12 protein-coding genes are annotated in these 15,886 nt (G+C 61.3%); 10 read left to right on the top strand and 2 right to left on the bottom strand.

Annotated features, from left to right (window positions below):
• The first annotated feature begins 18 nt into the window (after positions 1-18).
• Positions 19-513 (top strand): nucleotidyltransferase domain-containing protein, encoded by a 495-nt coding sequence (locus ACTQW0_RS01530; RefSeq protein WP_117843039.1) that lies wholly within the window; start codon positions 19-21, stop codon positions 511-513.
• 71 nt (positions 514-584) lie between these two features.
• Here ACTQW0_RS01530 and ACTQW0_RS01525 read toward each other — a convergent pair whose 3' ends face one another.
• Together ACTQW0_RS01525 and ACTQW0_RS01520 are read right to left on the bottom strand one after the other, a co-directional pair.
• Entirely contained in the window at positions 585-1,301 is a 717-nt protein-coding gene (locus ACTQW0_RS01525; RefSeq protein ID WP_441015230.1) for an IS1595 family transposase, read from the bottom strand.
• Between the two features lie 3 nt (positions 1,302-1,304).
• Positions 1,305-1,667, bottom strand: a complete 363-nt coding sequence (locus ACTQW0_RS01520) for an IS1/IS1595 family N-terminal zinc-binding domain-containing protein (RefSeq protein ID WP_441566603.1) — start codon at positions 1,665-1,667, stop codon at positions 1,305-1,307.
• A gap of 205 nt (positions 1,668-1,872) precedes the next feature.
• Between ACTQW0_RS01520 and dnaB the strand changes: the two genes are divergently transcribed.
• The 9 genes from dnaB (at position 1,873) to purE (ending at position 15,855) form a co-directional block, all read left to right on the top strand.
• Positions 1,873-3,270: a replicative DNA helicase gene (dnaB, locus tag ACTQW0_RS01515; protein ID WP_441015390.1), complete on the top strand. Its 1,398-nt coding sequence runs from the start codon at positions 1,873-1,875 to the stop codon at positions 3,268-3,270.
• A 92-nt stretch (positions 3,271-3,362) separates the two neighbouring features.
• A complete protein-coding gene (locus ACTQW0_RS01510; protein WP_427717940.1) occupies positions 3,363-4,649 on the top strand; it encodes an adenylosuccinate synthase in 1,287 nt (428 codons plus the stop codon).
• 120 nt (positions 4,650-4,769) lie between these two features.
• On the top strand, positions 4,770-6,074 hold the full coding sequence (gene purD / locus ACTQW0_RS01505) for a phosphoribosylamine--glycine ligase (protein ID WP_441566601.1): 1,305 nt from the start codon (positions 4,770-4,772) through the stop codon (positions 6,072-6,074).
• Positions 6,075-6,095: 21 nt separating this feature from the next.
• Positions 6,096-6,791, top strand: a complete 696-nt coding sequence (locus ACTQW0_RS01500) for an NUDIX domain-containing protein (RefSeq protein WP_195838565.1) — start codon at positions 6,096-6,098, stop codon at positions 6,789-6,791.
• An 82-nt stretch (positions 6,792-6,873) separates the two neighbouring features.
• Positions 6,874-8,643: an ABC transporter ATP-binding protein gene (locus ACTQW0_RS01495; protein WP_441566599.1), complete on the top strand. Its 1,770-nt coding sequence runs from the start codon at positions 6,874-6,876 to the stop codon at positions 8,641-8,643.
• A 19-nt stretch (positions 8,644-8,662) separates the two neighbouring features.
• A complete protein-coding gene (locus ACTQW0_RS01490; RefSeq protein WP_441054653.1) occupies positions 8,663-9,628 on the top strand; it encodes a hypothetical protein in 966 nt (321 codons plus the stop codon).
• A 411-nt stretch (positions 9,629-10,039) separates the two neighbouring features.
• Entirely contained in the window at positions 10,040-11,485 is a 1,446-nt protein-coding gene (carA, locus tag ACTQW0_RS01485; RefSeq protein ID WP_441566597.1) for a glutamine-hydrolyzing carbamoyl-phosphate synthase small subunit, read from the top strand.
• A 1-nt stretch (position 11,486) separates the two neighbouring features.
• Positions 11,487-14,801 (top strand): carbamoyl-phosphate synthase large subunit, encoded by a 3,315-nt coding sequence (carB, locus tag ACTQW0_RS01480; RefSeq protein ID WP_441566595.1) that lies wholly within the window; start codon positions 11,487-11,489, stop codon positions 14,799-14,801.
• Positions 14,802-15,390: 589 nt separating this feature from the next.
• On the top strand, positions 15,391-15,855 hold the full coding sequence (gene purE / locus ACTQW0_RS01475; protein WP_441566593.1) for a 5-(carboxyamino)imidazole ribonucleotide mutase: 465 nt from the start codon (positions 15,391-15,393) through the stop codon (positions 15,853-15,855).
• Positions 15,856-15,886: the final 31 nt, after the last annotated feature.

The raw sequence follows: 15,886 nt of genomic DNA, 5'->3' as shown, positions 1-15,886 counted from the left end.
GAAAGCGAAGGAGCTCCTATGGTCACCAAGGATGATGCGTGTTGGATAATCGGCCTTTCCGCAGGTGCGGGCATCGACGTATATCTTGATGGCGGCTGGGGCGTCGATGCGCTTGTCGGGCGTGAGACCAGGGCCCATAACGACATCGACCTGTTCGTTCAGCGCGGGGATTACCAAAGGTTCGTGGATCTAATTGCTGATGAGGGGTTTTCCGAGGTGGCTGCATCTTTCACCACCGAAGATCACACGGTGTGGCAAGACGAGGCGGGGCGCATCGTCGACCTGCATTGCTTCGATTTCGCCGAGAATGGCGATATTCTGTATCAGGGAGATCGTTTTCCCGGGGAGGTCTTTTCGGGGAGGGGGCGCATCGGCGAGGTGGAGGTGTCGTGCATCGACCCCGAAAGCCAGCTGTTGTTTCACTTGGGCTATCAGCATGACGAGCACGACGTCCACGATGTCATGCTCCTATGCCGTGAGTACGGTTTCGACGTTCCCGAAGAATATCGCTAGCTGTTGCTATTTGCATCGGGGCACGACTTCAGCGCTTGCCGCAGATGCGCTGCGCCAGACCGCCCTGGACATCACGCCACGCCGTATATGGCCCTCCGCGCACGCGAGTCCCATTTCGCCTGCTTGATCCAGTACTCGTAGAACGGATAGGGGGTCGCCTTGTACTGGCGCCAGGTCTTCTCGTACGTGCCGCGGGCCGCCTGCCTCACTATGAGCTCGGTGAGCTCGTCCGCGCTCCTGCGGACCTTGAAGCACCATGTCCACTTGAACCAGGCGAGGTAGTTCTCGAGGCGTCTCGTGGAGACGCCCCGGAACCTGCCGATGAAGTGCCTCATCTGGGAGTGGAGGCTGTTCACCCTGTTGATGGCGTGCTCCTCCCTCTTGCTGGCGATGTGCGCGCCGACGCCGAGGGCGGGCAGGACGCGGCGGTACACGCGAGCCCGGTCCGTCGAGATTATCGCGCCGACCGTGAGCTTGTCGGCGAGCAGTTCCCTGGCCGCCGCCTCGTCGAGGCCGCCCCTCCCCGCGATCTCGTAGAAGATGTCGCCGGCGTCGTTGATGCCGGTGAGCACGCATATCTTCTCGTGCCCGTCGGTTCCCTGCGACCTTGTGCGGGGCTTCCTGGGCACGCCGGACTCCGACCTGGAGCGGTTTCCCTTAAAGCTCTCCCTGAAGAAGCACTCGTCGAGCTCGGCCCCGCCGCCGGCCTCCACGCGGAAGGCGGGCATGCGCTTGGCCATGGCCTCGAGCAGCCTGTGGCGCATGAAGAACGCCGTCTTGAGGCACACGCCTCACTTTTCCGCCGACTCGCGCAGCGGGAGCATGTCCACGTGGCACTCCGCGAACCTCATCCAGGCCGACCTGTCGAGCTTGGTGGTGGAGAAGATGCGCATGGTGGCGTCGGTGAAGGTCCTGGCGCACCCTCGGCAGAGGAACCGCTGACGGCCGCGCCCGTCTCGCCCCCTCTTCACGTAATGCGGGGAGCCGCACCAGGGGCAGGCTCTGTCGGGATCGTCTTCCGCCCCCTCGCTTGCCGCGAGGTCGAAAAGCTCCGCGTCTATCAGCGCCTTGAGCGATCTCAGGGCCCTGCTCTTCTCGGCAGCCGTCATCTGCGGGAGGAGCTGCCTCGTCAGCTGGGTGATCACGTCTTCCATTGCAACCTCCATCTCTCCTGATGATGGAATTGTCGCAACCGGGGCCCCGTCGCGTGTACTGCGTGCAGGACACTTATCCAAAGTGGTCTAACACAACGCGTGTATGGGACCGTTCATCCGTTTGGTTCGGTGATGATTGCCGGGGCGCGGCCCGTTTTGAGGCTGTGGCTGATACTATGGATGCTCGCAAGCGATATGAATGAGGATGCTCATGGCATATGACGAAAGGGAGACGGGGCTGACGGTCGAGGACCGTGGCTCTAAGTTGGGTCTCCCTCAAAACCAAGATGCAGAGGCCAATGTACTGGCCGCCATGCTGCTATCGCCCGAAGTGGTCGAAGAAGCCCAGGTCGAGCTGCAGCCCGATGATTTCTACCGGCCCATTCATAAGACCATCTATACCGCGATGGTCGATATGTACAACAGTCGTATCCCCATCGACTCCATCTCGCTGATCGATTATCTGCGAAGCATCAACAAGCTCGATGCCGTGGGCGGCGAGGCGTACATTTTGGAGCTGATGGGTCAGACCCTGTCGCTCGTCAACTGGCAGCACCATGCCGCCATCGTTCGTCGCGACTCGATGCTGCGTGAGCTGATTGGCGCCACCAACGAGATTAACGCGCTGGCCTACAACGCCCCCACCGATACCAAAGAGGTCGTTGAGCTGGCCGAGAGCAAGCTGCTCAAGGTTACGGCGCGCGAGGTTAAGTCGAGCTACAAGACACTGACCGAGTTTATGGTCGAGGCCTATAACGAGGCCGAGGAAGTGTGCCAGGCCGGTGGCCAGGCAGCGGGCGTTCCCACGGGCTTCCCGTCACTCGACCGCATGCTTATGGGCTTCCGCGAGGGCCAGCTCATCATTATCGGCGCCCGCCCCGCCGTGGGTAAGACCTCGTTCGCTCTAAACCTGGCGCTCAATGCCGCCGCTGCGGGCTACACCGTCGGCTTTTTCTCGCTGGAGATGTCGGGCAAGGAAATTGCCCAGCGCCTGATTTGCGCCTATGCCATGATTTCGATCAGTGATTTTCGCATGGGTCGCATTAGCCCCGAGCAGTGGGCCAATATCAACGAGGCCACGCAGACCTTGTCCAAGCTCGATATTCTGATTGACGATACGCCCGGCACCACGGTGACCGAGATTCGCGCCAAGAGCCGCCGCATGCTCCACAACAAGGAGAAGGCCATCATTATCTTGGACTACCTGCAGCTGGTGAGTCCTCCGCCGGGACGCCGTTTCGAGAGCCGCACCGTCGAGGTCTCCGAGATGTCGCGTGGCTTAAAGATTATGGCCAAGGAACTCAAGATTCCGCTGATCGCGCTGTCTCAGCTGTCGCGTCAGGTCGAATCCCGTACCGGCAAGCGCCCGCAGCTTTCCGACCTGCGCGAATCGGGCTCCATCGAGCAGGACGCCGATATCGTCATGTTCTTGGACCGTTCCGCCGACGTGGCTGAGGCCTCACGCGACGACCGACCCGACGAGGGCGTCACGCGTATTGTCGTGGCCAAGAACCGTTCGGGCCCGATCGGCGACGTCGACCTGATGTTCCTGCCGGCATCCACCAAGTTCTATGAGCTTGATGGGGTGCATACCGAGGAGTAGGACAGGCGCCCGTTGCACGGGTATACTGGGAATGTTTTGTGCTTCTGCCCGCCGTGTGGCGCGCAGACAGTCCATGTATGTAAGGAGTAAACATGCCGTCAACCGTTTTGGTCGGTGCCCAGTGGGGCGATGAGGGCAAGGGTAAGATCTGCGACCTGATCGCCGGCGACTTCGATGCCGTCGTGCGCTATTCGGGCGGCAACAACGCCGGGCACACCATCGTTGTCAACGGCAAGAAGTACGGCTTACATCAGGTGCCCTCCGGCATCATGTACGCCGACCACGTGTCGGTGATTGGCAACGGCTGCGTCGTCAACCCCAAGGTTGTCCTTGAGGAGATCGACATGTTCGAGGCCGATGGAATCACCACCAAGAACCTCAAGATCAGCGGCAACGCACACGTGATCATGCCGTATCACGTCGACCTGGACGGAGCCTTTGAGCAGAAGCTCGGCAAGAAGAGCATCGGTACCACCAAGCGCGGCATTGGCCCGTGCTATCAGGACAAGATGGCTCGTATTGGCCTTCGTATGCAGGACATGCTGGACGAGGAGCTCTTCCGCGACAAGCTGGAAACCGCTCTCGCCCGCGTGAATCCCGAGCTCGAGCTGCTTTACGGCCTGCCCACCTACACCGTGGACCAGATCTGTGAAGAGTACCTGCCCATGGCCGAGCGCCTGCGCCCGTACATCACCGAGACGAGCCTGCTGCTCAACAACATGATCGATGAGGGCAAGACCCTGCTCTTTGAGGGCGCCCAGGCAACATTGCTCGATATCGACCACGGCACCTATCCGTTTGTCACATCTTCTAACTGCACCGCCGGCGGCGCGATCACCGGTTCTGGTGTTGGCATGAAAAACGTCGACCGCGTGCTGGGCGTCATGAAGGCCTACATCACCCGCGTCGGTGCAGGCCCCATGCCCACTGAGCTTTCCTACGAGTCCGAGGCCGGCCATACGCTGACCGAGGAGGGCTATGAGTACGGCGTGACCACCGGTCGCCGTCGTCGCTGCGGCTGGTTTGACGGTCCCATCGCCAACTACGCCTCGCGCGTCAACGGTCTTACCGACATCGCCCTGACCAAGCTCGACGTGCTTTCGGTCTTCGACACCATTAAGGTGTGCGTGGCCTATGACGTCGACGGCGAGCGCTACACCAGCGTGCCCGAGCACCAGGTGCGCTTTGAGCATGCCAAGCCCATCTACGAGGAGCTTCCTGGCTGGAAGTGCGATATCACCGGCTGCCGCAGCTTTGAGGAGCTGCCGCAGGAGGCTCAGGACTACGTGGCATTTGTCGAGGATCTGGCGCACACGCGCGTGACGTTTGTCGGTGTTGGCGCCGGCCGCGAGCAGATCATCAACCGATTCTGGAAGTAATCGGCGTTATTTGGTTATTGCGATATACCCCTTCGCAGCCCGGACGGGCGGCCGAGGGGTATATTTGCTTGTAATGGGCCCGCATGGTTGACGGGCCGTTAATCCATAGAGGAGGCACCCTTGAAGGCGGACACTCAAACCATCGACATCCTGTTGTTGGGCAGCGGCGGCCGCGAGCATGCTTTGGCAGCCAAGCTCGTGGCATCACCGCGCGCCGGCAAGCTCTACATCGCCCCGGGCAACGGCGGCACCGCGAGCTGCGGCGAGAACGTGGTTCTCGACGATTGCGATCCTGCTGCCGTGGCGGCGTTTGCACAGAGCCACGGATGCGGACTCGTGGTAATTGGCCCCGAGGCTCCGCTCGTGGCGGGCGTGGCCGACGCCGTGCGCGCGGCGGGCATTCCCTGCTTTGGCCCGGGTGCCGAGGGCGCCCAGATGGAGGGCTCTAAGCTGTTCTCCAAGCAGCTCATGGAGCGCGCGGGCATTCCGACGGCCGCCTACGGCTCGTTTACCGACGAGGCTTCGGCTCTCGCCTATGTGCGCGAGCAGGGCGCTCCGCTGGTCGTGAAGGCCGACGGTCTTGCCGCGGGCAAGGGCGTTATTGTGGCAACCGAGCTTTCGCAGGCCGAAGAGGCCGTGCGCGAGTGCTTTGGCGGCACCTTTGGCGACGCCGGCAACACCGTGGTTATCGAGGAGATGCTCGTTGGCCCCGAGTGCTCGCTGCTGGCCTTTACCGACGGCAAGACCGTGCGACCCATGGCCACCTCGCAGGACCACAAGCGCGCGCTTGAGGGCGACCTTGGCCCCAACACGGGCGGCATGGGCGTCTACAGCCCGGTGCCCATCGTGACCGACGAGGAGCACGCCACCATGGTGAAGGTCATGGAGCAGACCGTGGCCGAGCTCGCTGCCGAGGGCATCGATTACCGTGGCTGCCTGTACGGCGGCTTTATGCTTACCCCTGCCGGCCCCAAGGTGCTGGAGTTTAACGCCCGCTTTGGCGACCCCGAGACGCAGGTCGTGCTGCCGCGCCTTAAGAACGACTTGGTCGAGGTCATGCTTGCCTGCGCCAACTGCGAGCTCGACCAGATTGAGCTCGATTGGCGTGACGAGTGGGCGGTGGCCGTTGTCCTGACGAGCGCGGGCTATCCCGGCAGCTACGAGAAGGGCAAGGTCATCACCGGTATCGAGGATGCCGAGGCCATGGAGAACGTGACCGTGTATCACGCCGGCACCGCCGTGGTGGACGGCCAGCTCGTGACCAACGGCGGCCGCGTGCTCGCCGTGACCGCGCTGGGCGACACGTTCGAGAACGCTCGCAACCTTGCCTACGAGGCTTGCGAGAAGATCGATTTTGAGGGCAAGACCCTGCGTCACGACATTGGCCTGCGCGCGCTGCGCGGCCGCGACGCCTGGGATGCCTAAAATCCGAGAGGAATGAGACGGATGGACGAGAAGAACGAAGAGCTCGTGGACGCGCAAATCGTCGAAGAGGACAGCCGCATGTATGGGCACGCCGAGGGCGAGCCTGGTGGCGAGGTCGCTGACGAGCCGGCGCTGGTGCTGGGCGACGACGACCCGCACGATGCCGAGCTGCACGAGAAGATTCTTTCGGAGGAGTGTGCCTGGAAGGGCAAGATCCTCGACGTCCACCGTCTTGAGGTTGAGCTGCCCAACGGTCACCGCAGTGCCCGCGATATCGTTCGCCATCCGGGTGCGGCGGCCGTTGTGGCGCTGACCGAGAGCGGCAAGATCGTACTGGTGCGTCAGTACCGCACCGCCATCGACCGCGTGACGGTTGAGATTCCCGCCGGCAAGCTCGACCCAGGCGAGGACCCGCTCGATTGTGCCAGGCGCGAGCTGCATGAGGAGACGGGCTTTAAGGCCGGGCGCATTCGCTTTTTAACGTCTATTGTCACGACCTGCGGTTTTTGCGACGAGATTATACACATCTACCTGGCCACCAAGCTCGAGTTCGATGCGCCCAACCCCGACGATGACGAGTTTGTCAACGTTGACCTGGTGCCGCTGCACGAGCTGATCGATGCCGTGCTCGACGGCAAGATCGAGGATGCCAAGACCGTCGTGGGCGCGCTCGCCTGCGACAGCATCGCGCACCGCCTTGGTGGTTCTGAGCTGTAACGAGTGGGGATAGCCCTGGGACAAGTACTACTGATTGCTTTGTCCCAGGGTCTTACGTTGCTGATATTTCTTTGAGGATCACATGCTGAAGCGTTTTCTGTCTTACTACAAGCCCCAGATGGGGCTTTTTGTTGCCGATACCATTTGCGCCCTGGTGCTCGCCGCCATTGACCTGGCGTTTCCCATTATCCTGCGCAATCTGTGCGGCGGGCTGTTTACCCAGGGCCAGACTGCCATTATGCAGGCGCTCGGTATGATCGCGGTGGGACTGGTGCTGATGTATGCCACCCGCTGCGCCTGCCGCTACTTTGTGAGCTATTGGGGCCACGTGATGGGCGCGCGCATGGAGTCCAAGATGCGTGAGGACTTGTTCGATCAGTACGAGCGTTTTAGCTTTGCGTACTTTGATCGCAACAGCTCGGGTGACATGATGAGCCGCGTGGTCAACGACCTGTTCGATATCTGCGAGGCGGCGCACCACGTGCCCGAATGGATCATTATTTGCGGTATCGAGATCATTGGCTCGTTTGTGATTCTGTTTACCATTGCGCCGGTGCTCGCACTCGTCATGGCCGTGGTGACGGCGGTGTTCGCGGTCATTATGTTTTGGCAGAATATGCGCATGCGCGAGGTCTTTAGCGATAACCGCAAAAAGATCAGCGGCATCAATGCGCAGCTGCAGGATTCGCTGGCGGGCATGCGTGTGGTCAAAAGCTTTGCCAATGAGCAGACCGAACGCTCTAAGTTCCGTGCCTCTAACGATCGCTACCTTTCGTCCAAGGAAAACATGTATCACGCCATGGGCGTCTACACCGCGACGTATGGTCTGCTCTCGGGCGTGCTCTATGTGATCGTGGTGCTGCTGGGCGGTTGGCTCGTTGCCCAAGGCCAGCTGCAGGCGGTCGATATGGCAACCTTCGCGCTCTACATTTCGCTGTTCTGCACGCCGCTTGAGACGCTCGTCAATTCGGCCGAGACGTATCAGAAAGCCATCGCCGGTTTTAAGCGCATGGACGAGGTGCTCTCGACTGTCCCCGATATTCAGGATAAGCCGGGTGCTGCGGATCTGCAGGTGACGGCCGGCGCTGTTGAGTATCGCGACGTGTGCTTTAGCTACGAGGATGTCGAGCTGGGCGCGGGCGACGGGACGCGTCCCGTTATCGACCATATGGATCTGTCCATTAAGCCCGGTCAAACCATCGCTTTGGTTGGTCCCTCGGGCGGCGGCAAATCAACGACTTGTTCGCTGTTGCCGCGCTTTTACGACGTTGCCGCCGGCTCCATTAGCATCGACGGCCAGGATGTGCGCGACGTGACGCAGCGTAGCCTGCGCCAATCCATCGGCCTGGTGCAGCAAGATGTCTATCTGTTCGACGGAACGATTGGCGAGAACATCGCCTATGGCAAGCCGGGCGCCACGGCAGAAGAAATCGCCGAGGCGGGCCATCGCGCCAACATCGATGCTTTTATCGAGTCGCTTCCGCAGGGCTACGACACCGTGGTGGGCGAGCGCGGCAGCCGTCTTTCTGGTGGTCAAAAGCAGCGCGTCGCCATCGCGCGCGTGTTTCTCAAAAATCCCAAGATCCTTATTTTGGATGAGGCGACCAGTGCTCTGGATAACGAGAGCGAGGAGGCAGTGCAGGAGTCGCTCGAGCGCTTGGCGCGCGGCCGCACCACGATCATCATCGCTCACCGTCTCTCGACCATTAAGCATGCCGACGAGATTGCGACGGTTGAGCATGGTCGCGTTGTGGAACGTGGCACGCACGAGGAGCTTCTCGCCCGTGGCGGCACTTATGCCCGTTACTATCGAATGCAGTTCGAAGGTGCGCGTGCGCACGAGCTCGACTGATTGATATGGCAGGAAGGTTATGGCTGATAAGAACCATCTGACTCCGGAAGAAGTGACGGAGTTATTCTCCGAAATCGATGCATCCGGCGTCTTGGATCCTACACTCGCCAAAAAGCGTACCGAGCGCATGCGCGAGAAAGAGTCTGCCGTCAAACGCGGTGACAAGGCGACACTGGCGCGGCTGCGCAGCGAGGATCGCGCGAGCCAGGCAAAACATATCGACCCGCTGTCCGAGGACGATCCTTCGGGTTCGCAGGTGAGCCATACCATTACGAAAACTGCCATGGCCGTGGTTATCGGCATCCTGGTGCTGATTGTGGGCATGCAGATCGGCTACGGCGTGATGCGACGCCTGAACACCGCGAACCTCTCCGAGAGCGTTTCGGTGGATACCGTTTCGACCGCGCTCAAAGGTGGACTTGAATGGGGCAACGGCTTTACGCAGTTCCCGCTCGATTTTACCGTCGACGAGGCCGACGAGGGTACGGGCACGGTTGAGGTGACGGTGCTGGACACGTCTTCTGCCAATGAGCTCGAGTTGCTGTCCAACGGTCAGATTCAGGCGGCGGCGCTCGCAACCAACGCCCTGCTCAACGACAAGATTGACCGTGTGGTGTATAACGTCCACGCCTATATCGACGAGGACAGCAGGATTCAGCATGATTCCTTCTTTGGCATGTTTCCCGCCCAGGGCCATCAGAGCGCCATCCTGACGTTCGTCTGGACCAAGAGCTCTTCCAACGCCACCAATATCGACTGGAAGATGCGTATCGTGAGCATGGATGACACCATTGCCGAGCGCATTCAGAAACAGGTGAACTCGGTATCGTCGCTCATCGAGGACCCGGCGGTGAGCCAGACTAAGATTGACGAGGAAAAGGCCGAACGTGACCTGGAGCATCGCCTGCACGGCCGCGAGATTTTCCGTGGCGGCAAGCTTGGCCGCACCCCGTCCGAATTACTTGAGCAGGACAAGCAAAAGTAGTCCGCAGCCACATAGAACGATGACATCCCGCGTGAGCCGCAAGCCCACGCGGGATGATTTTTCTGGGACGGGGATTAAAAAATTATTCTGTCATGTATGCGGTTGGCGAGTAGTCAATTTGGGACGGGGCTATTTTAGCTACCCCGGCTGGTGGCACGACGGTTAGGTTGATTGACGGACGGGGCAGCTAAAATAGCCCCGTCCCAAATTGACTACTCAGCGACAAAGCTCTGCTTCCAGAATGATTTTTTAATCCCCGTCCCAGAAAAATCATTATGCATAAGAAGTCATAATTATCATTTTGTAAACAATTCTATGTAATTAACGCCATACGGCATACTTACGGTTAGAATACCGCGAGGCCTAACTACACACCTTTAAGCCGGTCCCGAGAGACCGGGAAGGAGAACTATGGCGAACAACCATATTGCGGGCGCTGCCGCCCGCACCATCGCGCCCAGCGAACTGTGCCAGCGCATGCTGGCCAAAACCAGCAAGGGTGCTTGCGGTCCCTGCATCCTGTACCTTGAGGATGGGACCATTTTTTATGGCCGTGCATGTGGTGCCGAGGGCACCGCGACCGGCGAAGTCTGCTTCAATACCTCACTCGAGGGTTACTTTGAGGTTATGACCGACCCGAGCTATGCTGGCCAGATCGTTACCATGACCTATCCGCAGATTGGCAACTATGGCATCGACGAGACCGATGTCCAGTCCGCCTTCCCCGGCGATGACGTACGCCCTGCGAGTGCTCCCGCCATGCGCGGCATGATCGTGCGCGACATGTGTGCCACGCCTTCTAACTGGCGCTCGGCCGTCAGCGTGCCGGAGTACCTGCGCGCACACGGCATCGTCGCTATCGAGGGCGTCGACACCCGAGCCCTGGTGCGCCACCTGCGCGACAATGGCTCCAAGATGGGCATTATCTCGACCGAGGTCCTCGATATCGACGAGCTTGCCGAGCGCTTGGCCTCTGCTCCCACGCTGGTGGGGGAGAACCTGGTCAAGACCGTGAGCTGCCTTGCGCCCCATCCGTTCGCCGGAAGCGATCTGCCTGCCGAGCATGGCTTTGCGCTTGCAGCCCCCGCTCCCGCCCGCCACAACGTGGTCGCGTACGACTGCGGTGTCAAGCGTGGCATCCTGGAGGGTCTGGTCCGTGCTGGCTGCGACCTCACCGTCGTGCCGTGGGATACACCCGCGCGTCAGGTACTCGACATGAATCCCGATGGCGTCTTTTTGTCCAACGGTCCCGGCGACCCCGATGCCGTGGTAGAGACCTACGAGCAGGCGCAGCAGCTGATCGGCAAGGTGCCCGTCTTTGGCATTTGCCTGGGTCACCAGATGATCAGCTTGGCATGCGGCGCCCAGATGGAAAAACTCAAATTCGGTCACCGTGGCGGTAACCAGCCGGTTATGAACCTGGTCAGCCGCCGCGTGGAAATTACCGCGCAAAACCATGGCTTTGGCCTGCTGTTCCCCAGCTTGGGCAAGCTTGTCCCCGAACTTTCGGGCGGCGAGACCGAGCATGCGGCCGACGGCGATCTGCGCGTCTGGGTGCGCCGTGGTATCGCGCCCGTCGTGATGAACGAGCGCTTTGGCCGCATTCGCCTGACGCACGTGAACCTCAACGACGGCACCGCCGAGGGCATTCAGCTGCTCGACGCCCCGTGCTTCTCGGTCCAGTACCACCCCGAGGCCTCGCCCGGCCCCACCGATGCCCACTATCTCTTTACCGCCTTTACGCGACTCATGGACGGCGAGGAGAACTACCTGGACATCGACACCGCGAAGGACCGCCTGCAGGGCTGGAACTTTGCCGACAATGGTTCCGCCACGACCGAGACCGAGGAGAACTAACATGCCTAAGCGTACTGACATCAAGCGTATCCTCGTCATTGGCTCGGGCCCCATCGTCATTGGCCAGGCCTGCGAGTTCGATTACTCCGGCGCCCAGGCCTGCAAGGTGCTCAAGGAGGATGGCTTTGAGGTCATCCTGGTCAACTCCAACCCGGCGACCATCATGACCGACCCGGGCCTGGCCGACCGCACCTATGTCGAGCCCATCACCGCCGAATTTATCGAGCGCGTGATCAAGAAGGAGCGCCCGGACGCGCTGCTGCCCACGCTGGGCGGCCAGACCGGTCTGAACGCCGCCGTCGAGCTGGCAAAGGACGGCACGCTCGACCAGTACGGCGTCGAGATGATCGGCTGCGACCTTGCCGCCATCGAGCGCGGCGAGGACCGCAAGCTCTTTAACGAGGCCATGGCCGAGATCGGCCTGGAGGTCGCGCGCTCGGGCTATGCCTACAGCGTGGCCGACGCCGAGGCCATCGCCGAGCGCGTGGGATATCCCTGCGTGCTGCGCCCGAGCTTTACCCTGGGCGGCGCCGGCGGCGGCATCGCGCACACCCACGAGGAGCTCGTCTCCATCGTGAGCCAGGGCCTTGAGCTTTCGCCCGCCCACGAGGTACTGGTCGAGGAGTCCATCGAGGGTTGGAAAGAGTACGAGATGGAGGTCATGCGCGACCACGCCGGCAACGGCATCATCGTGTGCTCCATCGAGAACCTCGACCCCATGGGCGTGCATACCGGCGACTCCATCACCGTGGCGCCGGCGCAGACCCTCTCCGATCTTGAGTATCAGCGCATGCGTGTCGCCTCGCTCGCCATTCTGGAGAAGATCGGCGTCGAGACCGGTGGTTCCAACGTGCAGTTTGCCGTGAACCCGCAGACCGGTCGCCTGATCGTCATCGAGATGAACCCGCGCGTGAGCCGTTCGTCCGCACTGGCCTCCAAGGCCACGGGCTTCCCCATCGCCAAGGCCGCCGCTCGCCTGGCCGTGGGCTACACGCTCGACGAGATCGTCAACGACATCACCAAAGCCACGCCTGCCTGCTTTGAGCCCACGATCGACTACTGTGTGGTCAAGGTGCCGCGCTTTGCCTTTGAGAAGTTCAAGGGTACCGACCCCACGCTCACAACGCGCATGAAAGCCGTGGGCGAGATCATGGCGATCGGCCGCACCTTTGAGGAGGCCTTTGGTAAGGCCATGCGCTCGCTGGAGGACGGGCATCAGGGCATTTGCGCTGGTGGCAAGGAAGGTGCCGATAAGCTGAGCGACGACGAGCTCGCTCAGGCCGTGGGCACCCCGACTGAGCACCGCATCTTCTTTGTGGTCGAGGCCCTGCGTCGTGGCTGGGATGTCGGGCGCATCCATGCCATCTGCGGCATCGATCCGTGGTATCTCAACCGTATCAACGATATGGTGCAGGTCCAGGAGAGCATTCGCGGCCTGCGCGTGGAGGACATCGACGCCGACGCGATGCGCCTGCTCAAGCAGTATGGCACGAGCGATGCCGAGATTGCCGCGCTGACCGGCTCGGACGAGCGCTTTGTTCGCGCTTACCGTAAGGGCCTGGGCGTGGTTCCCAGCATGAAGACGGTCGACACCTGCGCTGCTGAGTTCTCGAGTGCCACGGAGTATCACTACAAGACCTACGAAAACATCTACCGCACGAGCCCGGTCGCCAAGAAGTGCGTTGCCCCCGACGAGACCACGCCGGCAGATAAGCCCAAGGCGATGATTCTGGGTGCCGGCCCCAACCGTATCGGCCAGGGTATCGAGTTTGACTACTGCTGCGTGCACGCGAGCTACGCGCTGGCGGCCCGTGGCTTCGAGACCATCATGGTCAACTGCAACCCCGAGACCGTCTCGACCGACTACGACACGTCCGATCGTCTGTACTTTGAGCCGCTCACCTACGAGGACGTCATGGACGTTATCGATGTTGAGCGCCCCGACGGCGTCGTGGTGACGCTCGGCGGCCAGACCCCGCTTAAGCTGGCGCGCATGCTCGAGGAGAGCGGCGTGAACATCATGGGTACTAAGCCCGATGCCATCGATTTTGCCGAGGACCGCGAGCGCTTTGCCGCCCTGCTCGACAAGCTGGGCATTATGTACCCGCCGGCGGGTCAGGCCACCTCGTTTGAGGAGGCCGAGGCCGTGGCTGCGCATATCGGCTACCCGCTGCTGGTTCGTCCGAGCTATGTGTTGGGCGGCCGCGGCATGATGATCGCCTACGATGCCGAGCATCTGCACGATTACATGGCCGAGGCTGCGCGCATCAGCCCCGACTACCCGGTGTACCTCGACCGCTTCCTGGAGGGCGCGATCGAGTCCGATGTCGATGCCCTGTGCGACGGCGAGGAGGTCTACATCGGCGGTATTCTGGAGCATATCGAGGAGGCCGGTATCCACTCCGGTGACTCCGCGACTTGCATTCCGCCGTTTAGCTTTAGCGAGAGTCTGCAGGCGAAGCTCCGCGAGACCACGTGCCGCATCGCGATGGCGCTGGGAGTTCGTGGCCTGGTCAATGTGCAGTATGCCATCAAGGGCGAGACCGTCTACGTGATTGAGGCCAACCCGCGTGCCAGCCGTACCGTGCCGTTTATCTCCAAGGCCACCGGCGTGCCGCTGGCCAAGTGCGCGGCGCGCATCATGGCGGGCGATTCCATCGCGAGCCTGGGCCTGCCGAGCGACGAGCGCCAGCTGGACTGCTTCTGCATGAAGGAAGCCGTTATGCCCTGGGGTCGTTTCCCGGGAGCCGACGTTATCCTGGGGCCCGAGATGAAGTCGACGGGCGAGGTCATGGGTGTCGCCAAGAGCTATCCCGAGGCATACGCCAAGACACAGCTGGCGATTGACTACAAGCTTCCCGATCCGAGCGCCGGCAAGGTGTTCATTAGCGTGTGCGATCGCGACAAGCGCCATATCCTTTCGGTCGCCCGTATCCTGCGCTATCTGGGCTTTGACATCTGCTCTACCGAGGGTACGGCGCGCGTGCTGCGTGGAGGCAACGTGACGTGCGAGGTCGTGGAAAAGATCAGCGGCCCGCACGACGGCGAGCGCCCCAACATCGGTGACCTTATCGCCGATGGCAAGATCGCGGTAATCATCAATACGCCGTACGGCCCGGGCTCGCGCGGCGACGGCTATCTGTTGCGCACCGAGGCGGTGCGCCGCGGCGTGACCTGCGTGACGGCGATGTCTGCCGCCAACACCTACGTGAGTGCTATCGAGGCGGTGCGCGAGGACCAACAGGGCCACGGCAGCGCCAACGACATGGGCATGGACGTCATCGCCCTGCAGGACCTGCCGCAGTACACGGTGTAGTGTGACCTGGTCGGCCGGGGCGGGAGGGGCCGAGATTTCCCCCTTTCGCTCCGGCTGCAAGCAGAGTCGCTCAGGAGGAAACTCGGCCCCTCCCGTCCCGGACTGCGGTGACTTTGCTGCACCGTGTGCTGCCGAAGGGGCTTTGCGCGATGACTAGGGCTGAATAAAATTGAGTGTGGGCGCCGTCGTTCATTCGAACGACGGCGCCCACGTTATGTAGGAGGGACTTTCAGCCTCGTCAACCTCCCATTCCAAACCAAATCAGCCAACGTACGTCATGGCAATATCCGGTAGGTCCCCGGGTGCCCCGCGGCGGGCTGGGTTATTTAGCTGAGCGACTTTGCGAAGCAAGGGAAGCTCATTATTTCAGCCAACGTACGTCATAGCAATTCCCGGTAGGTCGAAGGTGCTCTGCGGCGGCCCGGTGTTTTCATCTGAGCGACTTTGCGAAGCAACCGGAGTGAAGATGAAAACACCGGGCCGCCGTAGAGCACCAACAGACCGCAGGGACGGGAGCAGCTATACTACTCTCAGTAGTTAAGGGTCGCGGATTGGCCGCGTCACCGCTCTCAACAGGAGGTCTTTGTTTATGGCAGATCAAAAGCCGGTTGTCGGGATCATCATGGGTTCCAAGTCCGATCTGGGCGTTATGGAAGGCTGCACCGCCGAGCTCGAGGCGCTCGGTGTGCCCTATGAGCTCGTGATTGCCAGCGCGCACCGTACGCCGGCGAAGGTCCACGAGTGGGCCTCGACTGCCGCCGACCGTGGCATCAAGGTGATTATCGCCGCAGCCGGCAAGGCCGCGCACCTGGGCGGTGTCGTGGCTGCCTTTACGCCGCTGCCGGTTATCGGCGTGCCTATGAAGACGAGTGATCTGGGCGGCATGGATTCGCTGCTGTCGATGGTGCAGATGCCTTCGGGCGTGCCTGTGGCATGCGTTGCCATCAACGGCGCCAAGAACGCTGCCATCTACGCCACGCAGATTCTGGGTGCTTGCGATCCCGAGTATCGCGCAATTATCAAGAAGATGAAGCAGGAGATGGCTGACGCTTAAGCGGCTTGCCGTTCCGTTGTAATCATAGGGA

Source organism: Collinsella sp. LCP19S3_B7, assembly GCF_052121795.1.
Lineage (GTDB): Bacteria > Actinomycetota > Coriobacteriia > Coriobacteriales > Coriobacteriaceae > Collinsella.
This window is presented reverse-complemented; position numbering and strand designations above follow the sequence as displayed.

What these genes read in the sequence shown, in the direction of transcription:
- ACTQW0_RS01530 (WP_117843039.1), top strand. Translation starts at nt 19, where the DNA reads ATGGTCACCAAGGATGATGCGTGTTGGATAATCGGCCTTTCCGCAGGT.
- ACTQW0_RS01520 (WP_441566603.1), bottom strand. Translation starts at nt 1,667, where the DNA reads ATGGAAGACGTGATCACCCAGCTGACGAGGCAGCTCCTCCCGCAGATG.
- dnaB (WP_441015390.1), top strand. Translation starts at nt 1,873, where the DNA reads ATGCTCATGGCATATGACGAAAGGGAGACGGGGCTGACGGTCGAGGAC.
- ACTQW0_RS01510 (WP_427717940.1), top strand. Translation starts at nt 3,363, where the DNA reads ATGCCGTCAACCGTTTTGGTCGGTGCCCAGTGGGGCGATGAGGGCAAG.
- ACTQW0_RS01500 (WP_195838565.1), top strand. Translation starts at nt 6,096, where the DNA reads ATGGACGAGAAGAACGAAGAGCTCGTGGACGCGCAAATCGTCGAAGAG.
- ACTQW0_RS01495 (WP_441566599.1), top strand. Translation starts at nt 6,874, where the DNA reads ATGCTGAAGCGTTTTCTGTCTTACTACAAGCCCCAGATGGGGCTTTTT.
- ACTQW0_RS01490 (WP_441054653.1), top strand. Translation starts at nt 8,663, where the DNA reads ATGGCTGATAAGAACCATCTGACTCCGGAAGAAGTGACGGAGTTATTC.
- carA (WP_441566597.1), top strand. Translation starts at nt 10,040, where the DNA reads ATGGCGAACAACCATATTGCGGGCGCTGCCGCCCGCACCATCGCGCCC.
- carB (WP_441566595.1), top strand. Translation starts at nt 11,487, where the DNA reads ATGCCTAAGCGTACTGACATCAAGCGTATCCTCGTCATTGGCTCGGGC.
- purE (WP_441566593.1), top strand. Translation starts at nt 15,391, where the DNA reads ATGGCAGATCAAAAGCCGGTTGTCGGGATCATCATGGGTTCCAAGTCC.